The organism is Shigella sp. FC1544, from assembly GCF_001722145.1.
GTDB classification, from domain to species: Bacteria; Pseudomonadota; Gammaproteobacteria; order Enterobacterales; family Enterobacteriaceae; genus Escherichia; species Escherichia coli.
The window spans coordinates 1-17,807 of sequence record NZ_MECT01000066.1 but is presented as its reverse complement, the minus strand read 5'-3'; the positions used below and the strand labels follow the sequence as shown (position 1 = coordinate 17,807).

Sequence of the window (17,807 nt, the reverse complement as noted above, 5' to 3'; positions counted from 1 at the left end):
CAATTAATTAATTTCAAAATCCAAATCCAGGTCGTCTTCTTTTTCATCAGTCGAAGACCCATTTTTACGCGCCAGACTTTTCAGCACGTTCACACAAACAGCCGTCACCACTGCTCCGACAGCCACTGCTGCGATATAACCCAGCTTGCCTTCAACCACCGGCAGCACAATCAGACCACCCCAGCCTGCATAGCACTGCGCACCGACCAGCGCCGCAGTTACTGCACCACAAACTGAACCGACCATGATGGAAGGAATGACACGCAGCGGATCGGCAGCGGCGAAAGGAATCGCCCCTTCAGTAACGCCAACACAGCCCATCACCAGTGCCGCTTTGCCGGTTTCGCGCTCTTCTGCGGAGAAATTTTTACGACCAATCAGCGTCGCCAGCCCCATCCCCAGCGGCGGGATACAAATACCCACGGCAGCGATGACCACCACGGTATAAACACCCTGAGCAACGCAAATCAGCATGAAGGCATAGGCCACTTTGTTAACCGGACCGCCCATATCGAACGCCAGCATCAGACCCATGATCACCGCCAGCATAACAATGCTGCCCTGCTGCATCCCCTGAAGCCACTGAGTCAGGCTGTTGGTCAACGCCCCTACAGGCTCGCCCAAGCCCCACATCATGATGCCTGCGGTAATCAGTGTGCCGACGATAGGAATAATGAAGATAGGCATCACCGAGCGCAGAACTTTATGCACCGGAATTTTCTTCAGGTAATGCACCACGATGCCGCCGATAATCCCGGCGATCAGTGCACCAAAGAAGCCCGCACCAAAGCTGTTACCAACCCAGGCACCGATAGCGCACGGAGCCAGCGCAGAACGCTCTGCAATGGAGTAACCAATGTAAGCGGCGAGGAAAGGCACCATCAGCGTCAAACCTGCAACGCCGATATCAAACAGTTTTTTCAAATTCGGATCGGCTACGGCATCCGGCACTGCGCCTTTGCCATACAACATGACGGAAACCGCCAGCAAAATACCGCCCGATACCACGAAGGGAATCATGTGTGAAACGCCCGTCATTAAATGCTGACGGGTATTTTTCAGGATCTGCACCAACTCATTCATAAGCTGCTCCCGGGCTTGCGAAAGCCCATGTCCATATTTTTGATGGAGGAAACAATAGGCAATCGCAGGCGGAGCAAACAGTGGATAAAAAGGCCATTTACTGGACTTTTGTAATATCAGTACAAAAATGCGATCCGCCTCATAACTTGCGATAAACCGGAAGCATGCCGCAAAACGGCGTCTTGTGAGACGCGCCGCAAATTGACGGTTACATTACATTTGTCCAGCTTTTGGCAGATTTGTCACATGGCAGGCCGTTGCCGTGCGCTCTTATCCTGTAAACAGAAAACCGTACCGGGAGAGAGGCAATGGCCCTGATTGTGGAATTTATTTGTGAGCTACCTAACGGCGTACATGCGCGTCCGGCAAGCCACGTTGAAACGCTGTGTAATACTTTTTCATCACAAATTGAGTGGCATAACCTGCGCACTGACCGCAAGGGCAACGCCAAAAGCGCCCTTGCGCTGATTGGCACCGATACGCTGGCGGGCGATAACTGCCAGTTACTGATTTCCGGGGCCGACGAACAGGAAGCGCACCAGCGTTTAAGCCAATGGCTGCGCGATGAATTCCCCCACTGCGATGCGCCGCTGGCGGAAGTTAAATCTGACGAACTGGAACCACTGCCGGTTTCACTGACCAATCTGAATCCGCAAATTATCCGCGCCCGCACCGTGTGCAGCGGTAGTGCAGGCGGCATTCTGACGCCGATCTCTTCTTTAGATCTCAATGCGCTGAGTAATCTTCCCGCAGCCAAAGACGTTGACGCCGAGCAATCCGCACTGGAAAATGGCCTGACGCTGGTACTGAAAAACATTGAGTTTCGTCTGCTGGATAGCGACGGTGCTACCAGCGCGATACTGGAAGCTCACCGATCCCTGGCTGGCGATACATCTTTACGTCAGCACTTACTGGCAGGCGTCAGCGAGGGATTAAGCTGTGCCGAAGCGATTGTCGCCAGTGCGAATCACTTTTGCGAAGAGTTCGCCCGTTCCAGCAGCAGCTACCTGCAAGAACGTGCCCTGGACGTACGCGACGTCTGCTTCCAGTTACTCCAGCAAATCTACGGTGAGCAACGCTTCCCGGCACCGGGCAAACTGACGCAGCCCGCCATTTGTATGGCTGATGAACTGACTCCCAGCCAATTCCTCGAACTGGATAAAAATCACCTCAAAGGTCTGTTACTGAAAAGTGGCGGCACCACCTCACATACCGTAATTCTTGCCCGTTCGTTCAACATTCCGACACTGGTTGGTGTAGATATTGATGCCCTTACTCCGTGGCAGCATCAAACGATTTATATCGACGGCAACGCCGGGGCGATTGTGGTTGAGCCAGGGGAAGCCGTGGCCCGTTATTATCAGCAAGAAGCCCGCGTACAGGACGCCCTTCGTGAGCAACAGCGTGTCTGGCTGACCCAACAAGCCCGTACCGCTGACGGTATCCGCATTGAAATTGCCGCTAACATCGCTCACTCCGTGGAAGCGCAGGCCGCATTCGGCAATGGTGCGGAAGGCGTTGGTTTGTTCCGCACTGAAATGCTCTATATGGATCGCACCAGTGCACCGGGCGAAAGCGAGCTGTACAACATTTTTTGTCAGGCGCTGGAGTCTGCCAACGGACGCAGCATTATTGTGCGCACTATGGACATTGGCGGCGACAAACCCGTTGATTATCTGAACATTCCGGCAGAAGCTAACCCGTTCCTCGGTTATCGCGCTGTGCGTATTTATGAAGAATACGCCTCGCTGTTCACCACACAACTACGGTCGATCCTGCGCGCCTCCGCTCACGGCAGCCTGAAAATCATGATCCCGATGATCTCCTCAATGGAAGAGATCTTATGGGTGAAAGAAAAACTGGCGGAAGCCAAACAGCAACTGCGTAACGAACACATTCCGTTTGATGAGAAGATCCAGCTTGGCATTATGCTGGAAGTACCGTCGGTGATGTTCATCATCGATCAATGCTGCGAAGAGATTGATTTCTTTAGTATTGGTAGTAATGACCTGACGCAATATCTGCTGGCAGTGGATCGCGATAACGCTAAGGTTACTCGTCACTACAACAGCCTGAATCCGGCATTCTTGCGGGCGCTCGATTACGCCGTGCAGGCGGTGCATCGCCAGGGCAAATGGATTGGTCTGTGCGGTGAGCTGGGAGCGAAAGGTTCCGTGCTGCCGTTGCTGGTCGGCTTAGGGCTGGATGAACTCAGCATGAGCGCACCATCAATTCCGGCGGCGAAAGCGCGGATGGCGCAACTTGATAGCCGTGAGTGCCGCAAGTTGCTCAACCAGGCAATGGCCTGCCGTACTTCGCTGGAAGTGGAACACCTGCTGGCGCAATTCCGCATGATCCAACAGGACGCACCGCTGGTCACCGCCGAGTGCATCACGCTGGAAAGTGACTGGCGCAGCAAAGAAGAAGTGCTCAAAGGCATGACCGATAACCTGCTGCTGGCGGGCCGCTGCCGCTATCCGCGTAAACTGGAAGCCGACTTATGGGCGCGCGAGGCCGTTTTCTCTACCGGTCTGGGCTTTAGTTTTGCCATTCCACACAGCAAATCAGAACACATTGAGCAATCCACCATCAGCGTGGCGCGTCTGCAAGCGCCGGTGCGCTGGGGCGATGATGAAGCGCAATTCATCATTATGTTAACCCTGAACAAACACGCTGCGGGCGATCAGCACATGCGCATTTTCTCGCGCCTCGCTCGCCGCATCATGCACGAAGAATTCCGTAACGCGCTGGTTAACGCCGCCTCTGCCGACGCTATCGCCAGCCTGCTGCAACATGAACTGGAACTGTAAAAGGAAACATCATGGAACTGTATCTGGACACCGCTAACGTCGCAGAAGTCGAACGTCTGGCACGCATATTCCCCATTGCCGGGGTGACAACTAACCCGAGCATTATCGCTGCCAGCAAGGAGTCCATCTGGGAAGTTCTGCCGCGTCTGCAAAAAGCGATTGGTGATGAGGGCATTCTGTTTGCTCAGACTATGAGTCGTGACGCGCAGGGTATGGTGGAAGAAGCGAAGCGCCTGCGCGACGCCATTCCGGGCATTGTGGTGAAAATCCCGGTGACTTCCGAAGGTCTGGCCGCCATTAAGATGCTGAAAAAAGAGGGTATTACTACGCTTGGCACCGCAGTGTACAGTGCTGCACAAGGGTTACTGGCCGCGCTGGCAGGGGCAAAATACGTTGCTCCGTATGTTAACCGCGTAGATGCCCAGGGCGGGGACGGCATTCGTACGGTTCAGGAGCTGCAAGCGCTGTTAGAAATGCACGCACCAGAAAGCATGGTGCTGGCGGCCAGCTTTAAAACGCCGCGTCAGGCGCTGGACTGTTTACTGGCAGGATGTGAATCCATCACCCTGCCCTTAGATGTAGCGCAACAAATGCTCAACACCCCTGCGGTAGAGTCAGCTATAGAGAAGTTCGAACACGACTGGAATGCCGCATTTGGCACTACTCATCTCTAAAGGAGCAATTATGGACCGCATTATTCAATCACCGGGTAAATACATCCAGGGCGCTGATGTGATTAATCGTCTGGGCGAATACCTGAAGCCGCTGGCAGAACGCTGGTTCGTGGTGGGTGACAAATTTGTTTTAGGTTTTGCTCAATCCACTGTCGAGAAAAGCTTTAAAGATGCTGGACTGGTAGTAGAAATTGCGCCGTTTGGCGGTGAATGTTCGCAAAATGAGATCGATCGTCTGCGTGGCATCGCGGAGACTGCGCAGTGTGGCGCAATTCTCGGTATCGGTGGCGGAAAAACCCTCGATACTGCCAAAGCACTGGCACATTTCATGGGTGTTCCGGTAGCGATCGCACCGACTATCGCCTCTACCGATGCACCGTGCAGCGCATTGTCTGTTATCTACACCGATGAGGGTGAGTTTGACCGCTATCTACTGTTGCCAAATAACCCGAATATGGTCATTGTCGACACCAAAATCGTCGCTGGCGCTCCTGCACGTCTGTTAGCGGCGGGTATCGGCGATGCGCTGGCAACCTGGTTTGAAGCACGCGCCTGTTCCCGTAGCGGCGCTACCACTATGGCGGGCGGCAAGTGCACCCAGGCGGCGCTGGCACTGGCAGAACTGTGCTACAACACTCTGCTGGAAGAAGGCGAAAAAGCGATGCTTGCCGCCGAACAGCATGTAGTAACCCCTGCGCTGGAACGCGTGATTGAAGCGAACACCTATTTAAGCGGTGTTGGTTTTGAAAGCGGCGGACTGGCGGCGGCTCATGCGGTGCATAACGGCCTGACCGCTATCCCGGACGCGCATCACTATTATCACGGTGAAAAAGTGGCATTCGGTACGCTGACGCAGCTGGTACTGGAAAACGCGCCGGTTGAGGAAATCGAAACCGTAGCTGCACTTAGCCATGCGGTAGGTTTGCCAATAACTCTCGCTCAACTGGATATTAAAGAAGATGTCCCGGCGAAAATGCGAATTGTGGCAGAAGCGGCATGTGCAGAAGGTGAAACCATCCACAACATGCCTGGCGGCGCGACGCCAGATCAGGTTTACGCCACTCTGCTGGTAGCCGACCAGTACGGTCAGCGTTTCCTGCAAGAGTGGGAATAACCTACTCCAAACTCCCGGCTTGTCCGGGAGTTTGAACGCAAAATTGCCTGATGCGCTACGCTTATCAGGCCTACGCAATCTCTGCAATATATTGAATTTGCGTGCTTTTTAGGCCAGATAAGGCGTTCACGCCGCATCCGGCACTCTGTGCCAGTAATCTGAAACTCCTACGTTGTCCAGGAGTTTTTTATCCGCTTCTGGACATTTTCTCTACAGAACAATCGTTAGCCCGGAAGGTCGAATCTGTGACTCTTATTTTCACGGACGAACCAGATGAAAGCTTCACTGGCGCTGCTCAGCCTGCTAACGGCATTTACCAGCCACTCCTTAAAATCTCCCGCCGTTCCACCAACCGTGGTACAAATCCAGGCCAATACCAACCTTGCCATCGCAGACGGTGCCAGACAGCAAATCGGCAACACGCTATTTTACGATCCGGCGTATGTGCGGCTTACCTATCCTGGCGGTGATGTCCCGCAAGAACGCGGTGTATGTTCCGATGTGGTGATCCGTGCATTGCGCAGCCAGAAGGTCGATTTGCAGAAACTGGTTCACGAAGATATGGCGAAGAATTTTGCCGAGTACCCGCAAAAATGGAAGTTAAAGCGCCCGGACAGCAACATCGATCACCGTCGGGTGCCTAATCTGGAAACCTGGTTTAGCCGCCACAACAAAACACGCCCCATCAGTAAAAATGCCGGTGACTATCAAGCGGGCGATATTGTCTCCTGGCGATTAGATAACGGGCTGGCGCATATTGGGGTGGTGTCAGATGGCTTCGCCCGCGACGGTACGCCACTGGTGATACATAACATTGGCGCAGGCGCGCAGGAAGAAGATGTGCTGTTTAGCTGGCGGATGGTGGGGCATTATCGTTATTTTGTTAAATAAGCGATCGCCCCACATGAAGAAAAAATTCAGATGCTTTTTACACTGACAGCTTCTTTTTTCTTACGGCTCACCAGCGCCAGTGCCAGCACAATCAGCACAATACCGCTACCTTCAACGGCCCCCGGATTCTCACCGAGCAGCCACCAGGAAAAGAGTACGCCGCAAACGGGAACGGCCAGCGTGCTTAAGCTGGCAATACTGGCAGGCAAGTTTTTCAATACAAACAACCATAAGCTCCACGCCAGCGCCGTCGCCAGAATCGCACTGTAGGCCAGCGCCCAGAACACGGTGGGCTGCCAGTCAATTTCACGTTGCGGCACCAGTAAAGCGACCACACTCATCACCAGCGCCGCATAGAGCATCTGCCAGGATGTTAACGATAATAAATCCACGCGCGGATGACGGGTGTATAGGCGTTTAGCAACAATCGCGCTCGCCCCCCAACTAACACCGGAGAGGATTGCCAGCATGGCACTTTTCATCGAAGAGAAATCGAGTTGCCACGGCTGCAACACCAAAAATAAGCCGAAAGCGGCAATCAGAATCGCGAAATATTGCCCACGTCGCAGGCGTTCACCGAGAAACAACGCGGCGAAAATCACCACCCAGAACGGCATGGTATAGCTCAGGAGCGCCACCTTCCCCGCACCTCCGCTGACCAACGCCCACTGCGCCAGACCAACCATCCCGCAGGTTTGTAACAGGGCAATGGCTAAGGTGTATTTAAACGGCGTCGGGTGAATTCCGCGACCACGTAATAAAAGGACGATGAATAAAACGAGAGCGCCGAAAATGCAGCGTAAGGCGGTAAAGTCGAAGGCACCGATGTAACTGGTGACTTGCTTCATGAAAATCCAGCTATAACTCCAGATAAGTGTGAGCACAACCAGGCCACTGATTGCCAGTGGGTTGCTCTTTCCTGCGGCAGACATGAGAGATCCAGTGTGTAGTTTTCCTGTGGACACTATACGCCGGTAAAGAAACTTCAGCGACTGCCTGAAAGATAGTCACTGAAGAAGGTCAGATTACAGCAGGTCGAAACGGTCGAGGTTCATCACTTTCACCCATGCCGCTACGAAGTCTTTAACAAACTTCTCGTGGGCATCGCTGCTGGCGTAAACTTCCGCTACCGCACGCAGGACAGAGTTAGAACCAAATACCAGATCCGCACGGCTGGCTGTGTATTTCACTTCGCCGGTTTCGCGGTCACGTCCTTCGAACAGCTCTTTCGATTCGTCAGTCGCTTTCCACTCGTAACGCATATCCAGCAAGTTCACGAAGAAGTCATTGCTCAATACGCCAACGCGGTCAGTGAAGACGCCGTTTTTGCTGCTATCGAAGTTGGCACCCAGTACACGCATCCCGCCCACCAGCGCAGTCATTTCCGGCGCGGTCAGCGTCAGTTGCTGTGCTTTGTCGATCAGCAGTGACTCGGTGGTGGAAACGTCCAGACGAGCGCGATAGTTACGGAAACCGTCAGCAATTGGCTCCAGCAGCTCAAACATCTCAATGTCAGTCTGATCCTGACGCGCATCAACGCGACCCGGCGCAAACGGTACATGAATGCTCAAACCTGCGGCGCTTGCGGCTTTCTCAACACCAACCACACCAGCCAGCACGATGATATCCGCCAGCGAGGCTTTACCAGACTCTTTCTGGATTTTCTCCAGAACAGGCAGAGCACGAACGGCTGCGGCGTTCACATCCCAGTCGCGCTGCGGCATTAATGCCAGACGCGCACCGTTGGCACCACCGCGTTTGTCGCCACCACGGAAGGTAGAAGCAGATGCCCAGGCCACCGATACCAGCTCACTAACAGACAGACCAGAATCCGCAATCGCGAATTTCAGATCGATAATGTCCTGCTCGGTCGGGTTGTAGATCGGCTGCGGCAGCGGATCTTGCCAGATCAGATCTTCTTTCGGCACTTCCGGCCCGATGTAGCGAGATTTCGGCCCCATATCCCTGTGCGTCAGTTTGAACCAGGCACGGGCAAAGGCTTCGTTGAACGCCTGCGGATCGTTGAGGAAACGACGAGAGATCTTCTCGAACTCAGGATCAAAACGCAGCGTCAGGTCGGTCACCAGCATTGTCGGTTTACGTTTCTTCGACGGATCGAACGGATCCGGGATAATTTCCGGTGCGTCTACCGCTTCGAACTGGATTGCTCCAGCCGGACTGCGGGTCTGTACCCACTCATATTTGAACAGGTTCTCGAAGAAAAGTTGCTCCACTGGGTCGGCGTCTGGGTCCAGACAACTTCCAGACCAGAGGTAATGGCATCTGCGCCAACGCCGCTGCCGTAAGTGCTCGCCCAGCCTAAACCTTGTTCTTCAATCGGTGCAGCTTCTGGATCAGGACCTACATTTGATGTCGGACCGGCACCGTGAGTTTTACCCAGCGTATGACCACCCGCAATCAGCGCCACGGTTTCTTCGTCGTTCATGCCCATGTTGCCGAAGGTCGCACGGATAGCTGCTGCCGCAGAAAGCGGTTCGCCGCTGTGATCCGGGCCTTCCGGGTTAACGTAAATCAGACCCATCTCGGTTGCACCCAGCGGTGCTTTCGCCAGCGCTTCCGGATGACGGTGAGTCAGCCAGGCTTTTTCATCACCCCAGTTAACATCCAGATCCGGTTCCCAGACGTCTTCACGACCGGCACCAAAACCGAAGGTACGGAAGCCGGAGTTTTCCAGCGCCACGTTACCTGCGAGGATAAACAGGTCGGCCCAGGAGATTTTCTGACCATATTTCTGTTTGATTGGCCACAACAGGCGACGCGCTTTATCGAGGCTTACGTTATCCGGCCAGGAGTTCAGCGGTGCAAAACGTTGCTGACCACGACCCGCGCCGCCGCGTCCATCGATTGAACGGTAAGTACCTGCGCCGTGCCAGGCCATACGAATAAACAGACCGGCGTAGCTGCCCCAGTCGGCTGGCCACCACGGCTGAGATTCTGTCAGCAGGGCTTTCAGATCTTTTTTCAGGCCGTAGTAATCTAATTTGCTGAATTCTTTGCGGTAGTCAAAGTCCTCACCCAGCGGGTTAGAACGATTAGAATGTTGGTTTAACAGGTCAACACGGAGTTGATTTGGCCACCAGTCGCGAGTGGTTGTGCCCGCCCCCGCGCTCTGGTCGTGACCGCCCTGATGGAACGGGCATTTGCCAGTGGCTGTCGTGTTATGGATATCGTCTGACGTGCTCATCAATGTGCTCCCCTCTACAGTGTTACCGTTACGATACACAGCGTTAGAGAGAAGTTATAATTGAATTAATCCACGGATGCGATAGTTGAGATCTTACATATTGTTGGTTAAAGAGATGTAGGTCAAATTGATCGTAATTAAGCTTTTTTGATTATGTCCGAATTCGGACAAATGCTTTATAAAAAAGGGTTTTAGCTTCATATCCTTCAAGTAATGAGGGAGAAAACAAGGCTGACAACCTTATTTTCCCGCCCTCATTTCGAGGCAGCATTTTGTGCTCTGTTTAAAATTTGTGATCACTGTGTGATTTTCACAAAAGCCACACTATTTATAAACCAGGTCGAACACCCAGCGTATGGCAAATCGCGTAACTCATTTCAGCGCGGTTAAGCGTATAGAAGTGGAAATCTTTCACTCCTTCACGGCTTAAAATCTTCACCATATCCATGGCAATATTCGCGCCCACCAGTTTGCGGGTTTCGGCATCATCATCCAGGCCGTCGAACATTTGCGCCATCCACGCCGGAATACGCACGTTGGTCATATCGGCAAATTTCTTCGCCTGTTTAAAGTTAGATACCGGCAAAATTCCCGGAATAATTTCCACATCAATGCCCGCCGATACACAGCGGTCACGAAAACGCAGGTAGCTTTCGACATCGAAGAAGAACTGAGTAATCGCGCGGTTGGCTCCGGCATCGACTTTGCGTTTCAGATTAAGCAAATCCGCCTGAGCGCTTTTTGCTTCCGGGTGAACTTCCGGATACGCCGCCACGGAGATATCGAAATCTGCCACTTCTTTTAATAGCGTCACCAGGTCAGAAGCATACATTTCTGGCTTACCACTTCCCGGCGGCAGATCGCCACGCAGCGCCACGATATGACGAATACCGTTATTCCAGTAGTCGCGTGCAATGGTGCGCAACTCGTCGGGCGTCGCATCAATGCAAGTAAGATGCGGTGCCGCTTCCAGACCAGTGCGATCTTTAATGCCTTTAATAATGCTGTGCGTACGGTCGCGCTCGCCGGAGTTCGCGCCATAGGTCACCGATACAAACTTCGGTTTCAGGCTGCTAAGGCGATCGATGGAGTTCCACAGGGTCTGCTCCATTTCACTGGTACGCGGCGGGAAAAACTCGAACGAAACGTTAATCTGCCCCTGGACTTCTGCCAGGCTCTGATTCAGGGCATCCCGCTGGCTGGCGTGAAAAAAGCTCATACCTTACCTCATCAATCGCTTGTAGTTATATGTTGTGTTGTGCACATCTATCCGTTTAGACGTCCAGATGTAAAGATGAAGGAAAAGCCGAAGGGCGTCAACCGAAAAATGACCAATGATGGTGAGGAAAAATCAGGGAAGATGAAAAAACTTCAGGATGGTAAGAAAAAGAAAATCCGGTATGCAAAGCAAACCGGACTGCAAATATAAACTAACCATGTACTTATTGCTTCTTGCCGGATTCGTCGTAAACGCTTAATCCGGCCTAATCCTATGATAATTCAATATATTTCATTAGAAACCATAAACCCGAAAACATGAGTACCGGGCATTATTAAATTTCTGAAATTACAACAACTGTGCCAGCCGGTTGATATCCGACTGAATCGCCCCGGCGGTGACGTCGCGCCCCGCGCCAGGCCCACGGATCACCAGCGGGTTGTCGCGATACCAGCGGCTTTCGATGGCAAAGACGTTATCGCACGGCAGCAGTGATGCCAGCGGATGGTCTTCACGCACCGCCTCCACGCCCACACGCGCTTTGCCGTTGGCATCGAAACGCGCCACGTAGCGCAGCACCAGCCCCATTTCGCGGGCCGCTTCCAGCCGTTGCACCATCTGCTCGTTAAGTTCATCGCCATTTTCAAAGAAATGGTCGATGCTGCCGCCTTCGCAATGAGCAGGCACCAGCGATTCCACACGTACCTGGTCCGGTTCAATGTTGTAACCCGCTTCACGCGCCAGAATTACCAGCTTGCGCATTACGTCTTTGCCGGAGAGGTCGTCACGCGGATCAGGCTCGGTTAAGCCCTGCTGCCACGCCTGATCCACCAGCTCGGTAAACGGCACGCTACCGTCGAATTGCAGGAACAGCCAGGAGAGCGTGCCGGAGAAGATCCCGCTGATCGACAAAATAGTATCGCCGCTGTCGATCAGATCGCGCACGGTGTGGTTGATCGGCAAGCCCGCACCGACGGTGGCATTGTACAGCCAGTGACGCCCGGTTTTTTCGAAGCCGTCGTGGATCTGGCGATATTTATTGCTGTCGCTGGCTCCCGCCAGTTTGTTGGCGCTGATAACGTGGAAACCGTGGCTGGCGAAATCAAGATACTGATCAGCAAGCTGCTGGCTGGCGGTAACGTCCAGCACCACTAAATCATCATACGGATGGGCGCGCATCCACAGGAACAACGACTCTTCATCCTGCTCAACCGCTTCATCGTTGAAGAAGGCTAACGCGCGGCTGGCGTCCAGCCCGTCATAGCTCAACAGGCTGCGGCGGCTGTCCACCACACCTGCCAGCACAAACTCAAAGCCGGTACGTGCCGAAAGCGTGCTCTGCTCACGGGCGAACAGTTCCAGCCAACGGGAACCGATATTGCCCTTACCGAACAATACCAGGCCGATGCGTTTTTCTGCGCGGAAGACGGACTGATGCAGCCCCTGAATCAGGCTTTCGGTCGGGCCGGTGCGCAGTACTGCCACCAGGCTGATGCCGTCATCGGACTGCCAGGTAAATTCGACCGGCTGGCCTTTCAGTTGCTGCCAGAAGCGGTGGCAATGCAGCGGGTTACGGGTGACGCCTGCACCGACCATCGCCACCAGCGCCAGCCCCTGACGCAGGCGCAGTTCGCCAGGTAATCCCGCTTCGTCGAGGATTTTCAGCGCACTGTCGGCCACTTCTGAGGTGTAGCAAAATTGCAGCAACTGGCGATCGTTATGTACGCCAACCGCCAGCGGGCGTACCTGCGCGCGTTTCAGGATTTGGTCGATCTCTTTATGCGCCAGTTTGAAATCCTGACTGGCGGGCACCTGAAACTCAATCAAACAGACATCATCGTGGCTGGTGACAATACGCGCACCAGTACCGGAGGCCAGCACGCGTTCAATGCGCGTGGAACCTTGATCCGGCGTGTAGCTACAGCGCAGTTGCAGGTCGATTTCGCTGCCAGAAACCGGCTGTAAAGTACGGGCGTGAAGAACGGGAGCCGCCAGGCGCGCCAGTTCGCTGGCCTCATCCAGACGCAGCAACGGCAGCAGGCAGGCATCTTTCACTTTACGCGGGTCGGCACTGTATACCCCGGCGACGTCGCTCCAGATGGTTACGCGAGAAACACCCGCCAGCGCACCGATTTGTGTCGCGGAATAGTCGGAACCGTTACGCCCCAGCAGCACCGTTTCACCGGCGTTGTTGCGGCTGATAAATCCGGTCACCACCAGACGTTTGCCCGGATGTTGCACCAGCAGCTGTTGCAGCAACGGGTAAGAAAGCCCTTCATCAACCTGCGGTTGTGCGGCGCGTTCAGCGCGTAAAAACTCGCGGGCATCAAGCCAGGCCGCTGGCAGCCCTTGTTGATTAAGTACCGCAGACATCAGGCGTGCCGACCATACTTCCCCGTGGCCCACCACTTCCGCATACACTGCGTCGTTAATACCGCTGTCGAGCAGCGCCGCCAGGCGCTCAAGGTCGCTGACAAAAGCGCGAATGAGGCTATCAGCTTCTTCAGCGGGTAGCAGACCGCTAATCAGATCGCACTGATAGCGACGCAGCGTTTGTTGAACCTGATGCGCAGAGAGACGATCGGTCTGGCTTAGTTTCAACCAGTTAATCAACTGGTTAGTGGTGCTACCGGCGGCGGAAACCACCATCATATCGTCAGGCTGAGAGTACTCCGCCATAATGCCCGCAACACGCAAATAACACTTCACATCAGCCAGACTACTGCCACCAAATTTATGCAGTTGACGACCTTTCGCCCCTGCCTGCGCAATCACACTCATTTTTACCCCTTGTTTGCAGCCCGGAAGCCATTTTCCAGGTCGGCAATTAAATCTTCGCCATCTTCAATACCGGTGGAGATACGCAGCAGCGTCTCGGAGATCCCGGCGGCAGCACGCGCTTCTGGTGCCATGCCTGCATGTGTCATGGTTGCGGCGTGAGAGATTAAACTTTCCACTCCCCCTAATGATTCCGCCAGCGTAAACAACGACAGCCCGCCCAGGAAACGACGCAGCGTCTGCTCATCGCCATCCAGTTCAAAACTCAACATTGCGCCAAAGCCTTTTTGCTGGCGCGCGGCAATTTCATGCCCCTGATTTTCCGACAGCGACGGGTGATACAGTTTTTTCACCAACGGCTGGGTTTGCAGATATTTCACAATCGCCTGCGCGTTGCGCTGGGCCAGCTCCATACGCGGCACCAGCGTTCGCAACCCGCGTAGCAGCAGATAGCTGTCAAACGCGCCGCCCGTCACGCCAATATTGTTTGTCCACCAGGCAAGTTCAGTGACAACGTCCGGGTCTTTAGCAATCACCACGCCAGCCACCACGTCAGAGTGACCGTTCAGATATTTCGTACATGAATGCAACACCAGATCGGCACCCAATGCCAGCGGATTTTGTAATGCCGGGCTTAAGAAGGTGTTATCCACCACGCTCACCGCCCCGACTTCCCTTGCCAGATGGCAGATTTTCGCAATATCCACGATGCGTAACAATGGATTACTTGGGCTTTCTACCAGTACCAGTTTGGGTTTTTCTGCCAGCGCTGCCCGTAATGCCTGTTCATCGCCTTGATCAACAAACAACACGCGATAGCAACCGCGTTTCGCCAGACTGTCGAACAGGCGATAGCTACCGCCGTAGCAGTCGTGCGGCGCAACCAGCAGATCGCCAGGTTTCAAAAAGACGGTCGTTACCAAGTGAATCGCGGACATGCCGGTATTAGTAAGTACTGCGCCAGCACCGCCTTCCAGTTCTGCCAGCGCACGCTGAACCACATCGCGCGTTGGGTTGCCGCGACGCGAGTAATCATGCGCGCGCGGTTCATTAAATCCGGTAAAGTTATAGGTGCTGGAAAGATGGATGGGAGGGACAACGCAACCATACTGTTCGTCGTCATTTAACCCGCTACGCACTGCGATGGTGGCCTGTTTACGCGTCATGTGATGAAGTTTCCTGGGCTTTGTCGGTGAAATGTCAGGCACCAGAGTAAACATTGTGTTAATGGACGTCAATACATCTGGACATCTAAACTTCTTTACGTATAGATTGAGCAAATCCCAAATAGCCGTTAAAATTATATGCATTATCACGCCGACAGGTGCATTACACGATGTCACGGTAACGCCTGTACGGTAAACTATGCGGGTTTACGGTCAGTACCCACATAAATTGTGTGGTCTGGTCTCAATTTATTGACGAAGAGGATTAAGTATCTCATGGCTGAATGGAGCGGCGAATATATCAGCCCATACGCTGAGCACGGCAAGAAGAGTGAACAAGTCAAAAAGATTACGGTTTCCATTCCTCTTAAGGTGTTAAAAATCCTCACCGATGAACGCACGCGTCGTCAGGTGAACAACCTGCGTCACGCTACCAACAGCGAGCTGCTGTGCGAAGCGTTTCTGCATGCCTTTACCGGGCAACCTTTGCCGGATGATGCCGATCTGCGTAAAGAGCGCAGCGACGAAATCCCGGAAGCGGCAAAAGAGATCATGCGTGAGATGGGGATTAACCCGGAGACGTGGGAATACTAAAGCAAAAAAGAGCGGCGCGGAGTGGAATCGCCTGATGCGCTACGCTTATCAGGCCTACGTCATATTGCAATTTATTGAATTTGCACGAACTTGTAGGCCGGATAAGGCGTTCACGCCGCATCCGGCATAAACAACGAGCACGTTGTCTGCGACCCACCGCTTTTTATACATGGACGTTTAACTATGAAAAACAGGCTGCTGATCCTCAGCCTGCTGGTTTCTGTACCTGCCTTTGCCTGGCAGCCACAAACCGGCGACATCATCTTTCAGATCTCTCGCTCATCGCAAAGTAAAGCGATCCAACTGGCGACCCATTCCGATTATAGCCACACCGGTATGCTGGTGATACGCAACAAAAAGCCCTACGTTTTTGAAGCGGTCGGCCCGGTGAAATACACCCCGCTCAAGCAGTGGATCGCCCATGGTGAAAAGGGCAAATACGTTGTTCGCCGCGTTGAAGGCGGACTGAGTGTTGAACAACAGCAAAAACTGGCGCAAACGGTAAAACGTTATCTCGGTAAACCGTATGATTTCAGCTTCTCATGGAGCGACGATCGCCAGTACTGTTCGGAAGTGGTGTGGAAGGTTTACCAGAACGCGCTGGGAATGCGCGTGGGCGAGCAGCAGAAGTTGAAAGAGTTCGATCTCAGCAACCCGCTGGTCCAGGCTAAGCTCAAAGAACGCTACGGCAAAAATATTCCGCTTGAGGAAACGGTAGTTTCACCACAAGCCGTTTTCGACGCGCCACAACTCACCACGGTTGCCAAAGAGTGGCCGCTGTTTTCGTGGTAATGGATGATGAAAAAAATAATTCCCGCCGTAGTCTGTTTGTTGCTTTGTAGTTGCACGACCTTTCCGCAAACTGTCGCTCCGGTAAACGGTGATGCCTCCAATTAGTTGAATTAAGGATATAATACTCGCTTTTAAGGTTGTTTCATGGTCACAGTTAACCTTCATTGCCCCCGTTGCCAGTCCGTTCAGGTTTACCGTCACGGGCAGAACCCAAAAAGACATGATCGATTCCGCGGCCGTGACTGTCACCGGGTATTTCAGCTCAGTTACTGTTACGAGCCCCGTAAACCGGGAGTTAAAGACCAAATCGCTGAAATGACTTTCAACGGTGCCGGAGTTCGCGATACTGCCCGTACGCTGAAAATCGGCATTAATACAGTCATCCGAACTTTAAAAAACTCTCGCCACGAAGAATAACGTCATCCCCGGTCGCTCATGCTGATGTGGCACTCATCTGCGAACTTAGTCAGCAATGGAGCTTTGTCGGCAGTAAAGCGCGACAGCACTGGCTCTGGTACGTGTACAATACGAAAACTGGTGGTGTTCTGGCCTACACTTTTGGCCCCCGGACTGACGAAACCTGTCGTGAATTGCTGGCGCTGCTTACCCTTTTACCATCGGCATGTTGACCACTGACGAATGGGGTAGTTACACCAGAGAGTTACCGAAGGAAAAGCATCTGACTGGTAAGATTTTTACTCAGCGCATTGAGCGCAACAATCTGACCCTGAGAACCCGAATCAAACGTCTGGCCCGCAGAACCATCTGTTTCTCGCGCTCTGTAGAACTTCATGAAAAAGTCATCGGTGCTTTTATCGAAAATATATGTTCTACTAATTGGAGTCATCACCCTTCTGATGAGCTTTCCTTGGATGATTACCAGACTGAATACACAGCCAAAGATTTTTACCTCATTCTGCTCTTTTTTCTCAAATGACATATATTATATTTTACATCATATTCATAGGCATATGACATTCCCCCGCCCCCATTATGTCATTGTGGGTTGATGTTGGGCTTTCATAAAAAAAACATCTTTTTTTGAACTAGCATTAATTATATTTACTTTATATATTAAAATATTTTCTCCATCTGGAAATATTTTAGCCACACAATATAAAACAGCTGAATCCGAATTACTTAAAAATATATTATCATTACCCATAACTCCAGCCATTAAATTACTGGAGACTAAAGCAAGAAAATAACAACATTGTATTGCCTTCATTTTAATTACTCCCTTGTCTGATAATTGTAACTCCATTCCCTTTAGCTTTGGGATTATATTTTAGATAGGTGTTATTGGTGATGCTGCCAACTTACTGATTTAGTGTATGATGGTGTTTTTGAGGTGCTCCAGTGGCTTCTGTTTCTATCAGCTGTCCCTCCTGTTCAGCTACTGACGGGGTGGTGCGTAACGGCAAAAGCACTGCCGGACATCAGCGCTATCTCTGCTCTCACTGCCGTAAAACATGGCAACT

Annotated in this window: 13 protein-coding genes and 4 pseudogenes; 9 read left to right on the top strand and 8 right to left on the bottom strand. The window is 52.8% G+C overall.

What is annotated here, in order from left to right; translation table 11 throughout:
- Positions 1-3: 3 nt before the first annotated feature.
- The gene (locus BGK49_RS05110) at positions 4-1,083 is read right to left on the bottom strand and encodes a PTS fructose transporter subunit EIIC (RefSeq protein WP_001004458.1); all 1,080 of its coding nucleotides are present in this window, start codon (positions 1,081-1,083) and stop codon (positions 4-6) included.
- Positions 1,084-1,391: 308 nt separating this feature from the next.
- Here BGK49_RS05110 and ptsP point away from each other — a divergent pair, with 308 nt between their 5' ends.
- The 4 genes from ptsP to BGK49_RS05085 all read left to right on the top strand — a co-directional run bounded on the left by ptsP (position 1,392) and on the right by BGK49_RS05085 (position 6,572).
- Positions 1,392-3,893 (top strand): phosphoenolpyruvate--protein phosphotransferase, encoded by a 2,502-nt coding sequence (gene ptsP, locus BGK49_RS05105; RefSeq protein WP_001174101.1) that lies wholly within the window; start codon positions 1,392-1,394, stop codon positions 3,891-3,893.
- An 11-nt stretch (positions 3,894-3,904) separates the two neighbouring features.
- Complete coding sequence (gene fsa / locus BGK49_RS05100) at positions 3,905-4,567, top strand: fructose-6-phosphate aldolase (protein ID WP_000424845.1); 663 nt, start codon at positions 3,905-3,907, stop codon at positions 4,565-4,567.
- A gap of 10 nt (positions 4,568-4,577) precedes the next feature.
- On the top strand, positions 4,578-5,681 hold the full coding sequence (gldA, locus tag BGK49_RS05095) for a bifunctional L-1,2-propanediol dehydrogenase/glycerol dehydrogenase (protein WP_000373977.1): 1,104 nt from the start codon (positions 4,578-4,580) through the stop codon (positions 5,679-5,681).
- A gap of 273 nt (positions 5,682-5,954) precedes the next feature.
- A complete protein-coding gene (locus tag BGK49_RS05085; protein WP_000647869.1) occupies positions 5,955-6,572 on the top strand; it encodes a DUF1287 domain-containing protein in 618 nt (205 codons plus the stop codon).
- A gap of 26 nt (positions 6,573-6,598) precedes the next feature.
- Here BGK49_RS05085 and yijE read toward each other — a convergent pair whose 3' ends face one another.
- The 3 genes and pseudogenes from yijE to metF form a co-directional block, all read right to left on the bottom strand.
- Positions 6,599-7,504: a cystine transporter YijE gene (gene yijE / locus BGK49_RS05080; protein WP_005044621.1), complete on the bottom strand. Its 906-nt coding sequence runs from the start codon at positions 7,502-7,504 to the stop codon at positions 6,599-6,601.
- A gap of 93 nt (positions 7,505-7,597) precedes the next feature.
- Positions 7,598-9,777: pseudogene (gene katG, locus BGK49_RS05075) on the bottom strand (catalase/peroxidase HPI).
- Between the two features lie 328 nt (positions 9,778-10,105).
- On the bottom strand, positions 10,106-10,996 hold the full coding sequence (gene metF / locus BGK49_RS05070) for a methylenetetrahydrofolate reductase (RefSeq protein ID WP_000007523.1): 891 nt from the start codon (positions 10,994-10,996) through the stop codon (positions 10,106-10,108).
- A 75-nt stretch (positions 10,997-11,071) separates the two neighbouring features.
- Here metF and BGK49_RS31385 point away from each other — a divergent pair, with 75 nt between their 5' ends.
- Positions 11,072-11,206, top strand: a complete 135-nt coding sequence (locus BGK49_RS31385; protein WP_000660586.1) for a hypothetical protein — start codon at positions 11,072-11,074, stop codon at positions 11,204-11,206.
- A 138-nt stretch (positions 11,207-11,344) separates the two neighbouring features.
- Here BGK49_RS31385 and metL read toward each other — a convergent pair whose 3' ends face one another.
- Positions 11,345-13,777 (bottom strand): bifunctional aspartate kinase/homoserine dehydrogenase II, encoded by a 2,433-nt coding sequence (gene metL / locus BGK49_RS05060; protein WP_000110760.1) that lies wholly within the window; start codon positions 13,775-13,777, stop codon positions 11,345-11,347.
- Between the two features lie 2 nt (positions 13,778-13,779).
- Positions 13,780-14,940, bottom strand: a complete 1,161-nt coding sequence (metB, locus tag BGK49_RS05055; protein ID WP_005044617.1) for a cystathionine gamma-synthase — start codon at positions 14,938-14,940, stop codon at positions 13,780-13,782.
- Between the two features lie 276 nt (positions 14,941-15,216).
- Here metB and metJ point away from each other — a divergent pair, with 276 nt between their 5' ends.
- From metJ to BGK49_RS25425, 3 genes and pseudogenes are all read left to right on the top strand, one after another.
- Complete coding sequence (metJ, locus tag BGK49_RS05050) at positions 15,217-15,534, top strand: met regulon transcriptional regulator MetJ (protein WP_000852812.1); 318 nt, start codon at positions 15,217-15,219, stop codon at positions 15,532-15,534.
- A 183-nt stretch (positions 15,535-15,717) separates the two neighbouring features.
- Complete coding sequence (locus BGK49_RS05045; protein WP_000797345.1) at positions 15,718-16,326, top strand: YiiX family permuted papain-like enzyme; 609 nt, start codon at positions 15,718-15,720, stop codon at positions 16,324-16,326.
- A gap of 144 nt (positions 16,327-16,470) precedes the next feature.
- A pseudogene (locus BGK49_RS25425) lies at positions 16,471-17,163 on the top strand (IS1 family transposase).
- A gap of 69 nt (positions 17,164-17,232) precedes the next feature.
- Here BGK49_RS25425 and BGK49_RS05020 read toward each other — a convergent pair.
- Both BGK49_RS05020 and BGK49_RS31590 read right to left on the bottom strand, forming a co-directional pair.
- Positions 17,233-17,554: pseudogene (locus BGK49_RS05020) on the bottom strand (RHS element protein dsORF-f3).
- A gap of 1 nt (position 17,555) precedes the next feature.
- A pseudogene (locus tag BGK49_RS31590) lies at positions 17,556-17,630 on the bottom strand (hypothetical protein); the annotation flags it as partial.
- Positions 17,631-17,685: 55 nt separating this feature from the next.
- Here BGK49_RS31590 and BGK49_RS25415 point away from each other — a divergent pair.
- A partial coding sequence (locus BGK49_RS25415) for an IS1 family transposase (RefSeq protein ID WP_001422013.1) occupies positions 17,686-17,807 on the top strand: 122 nt, incomplete at its 3' end.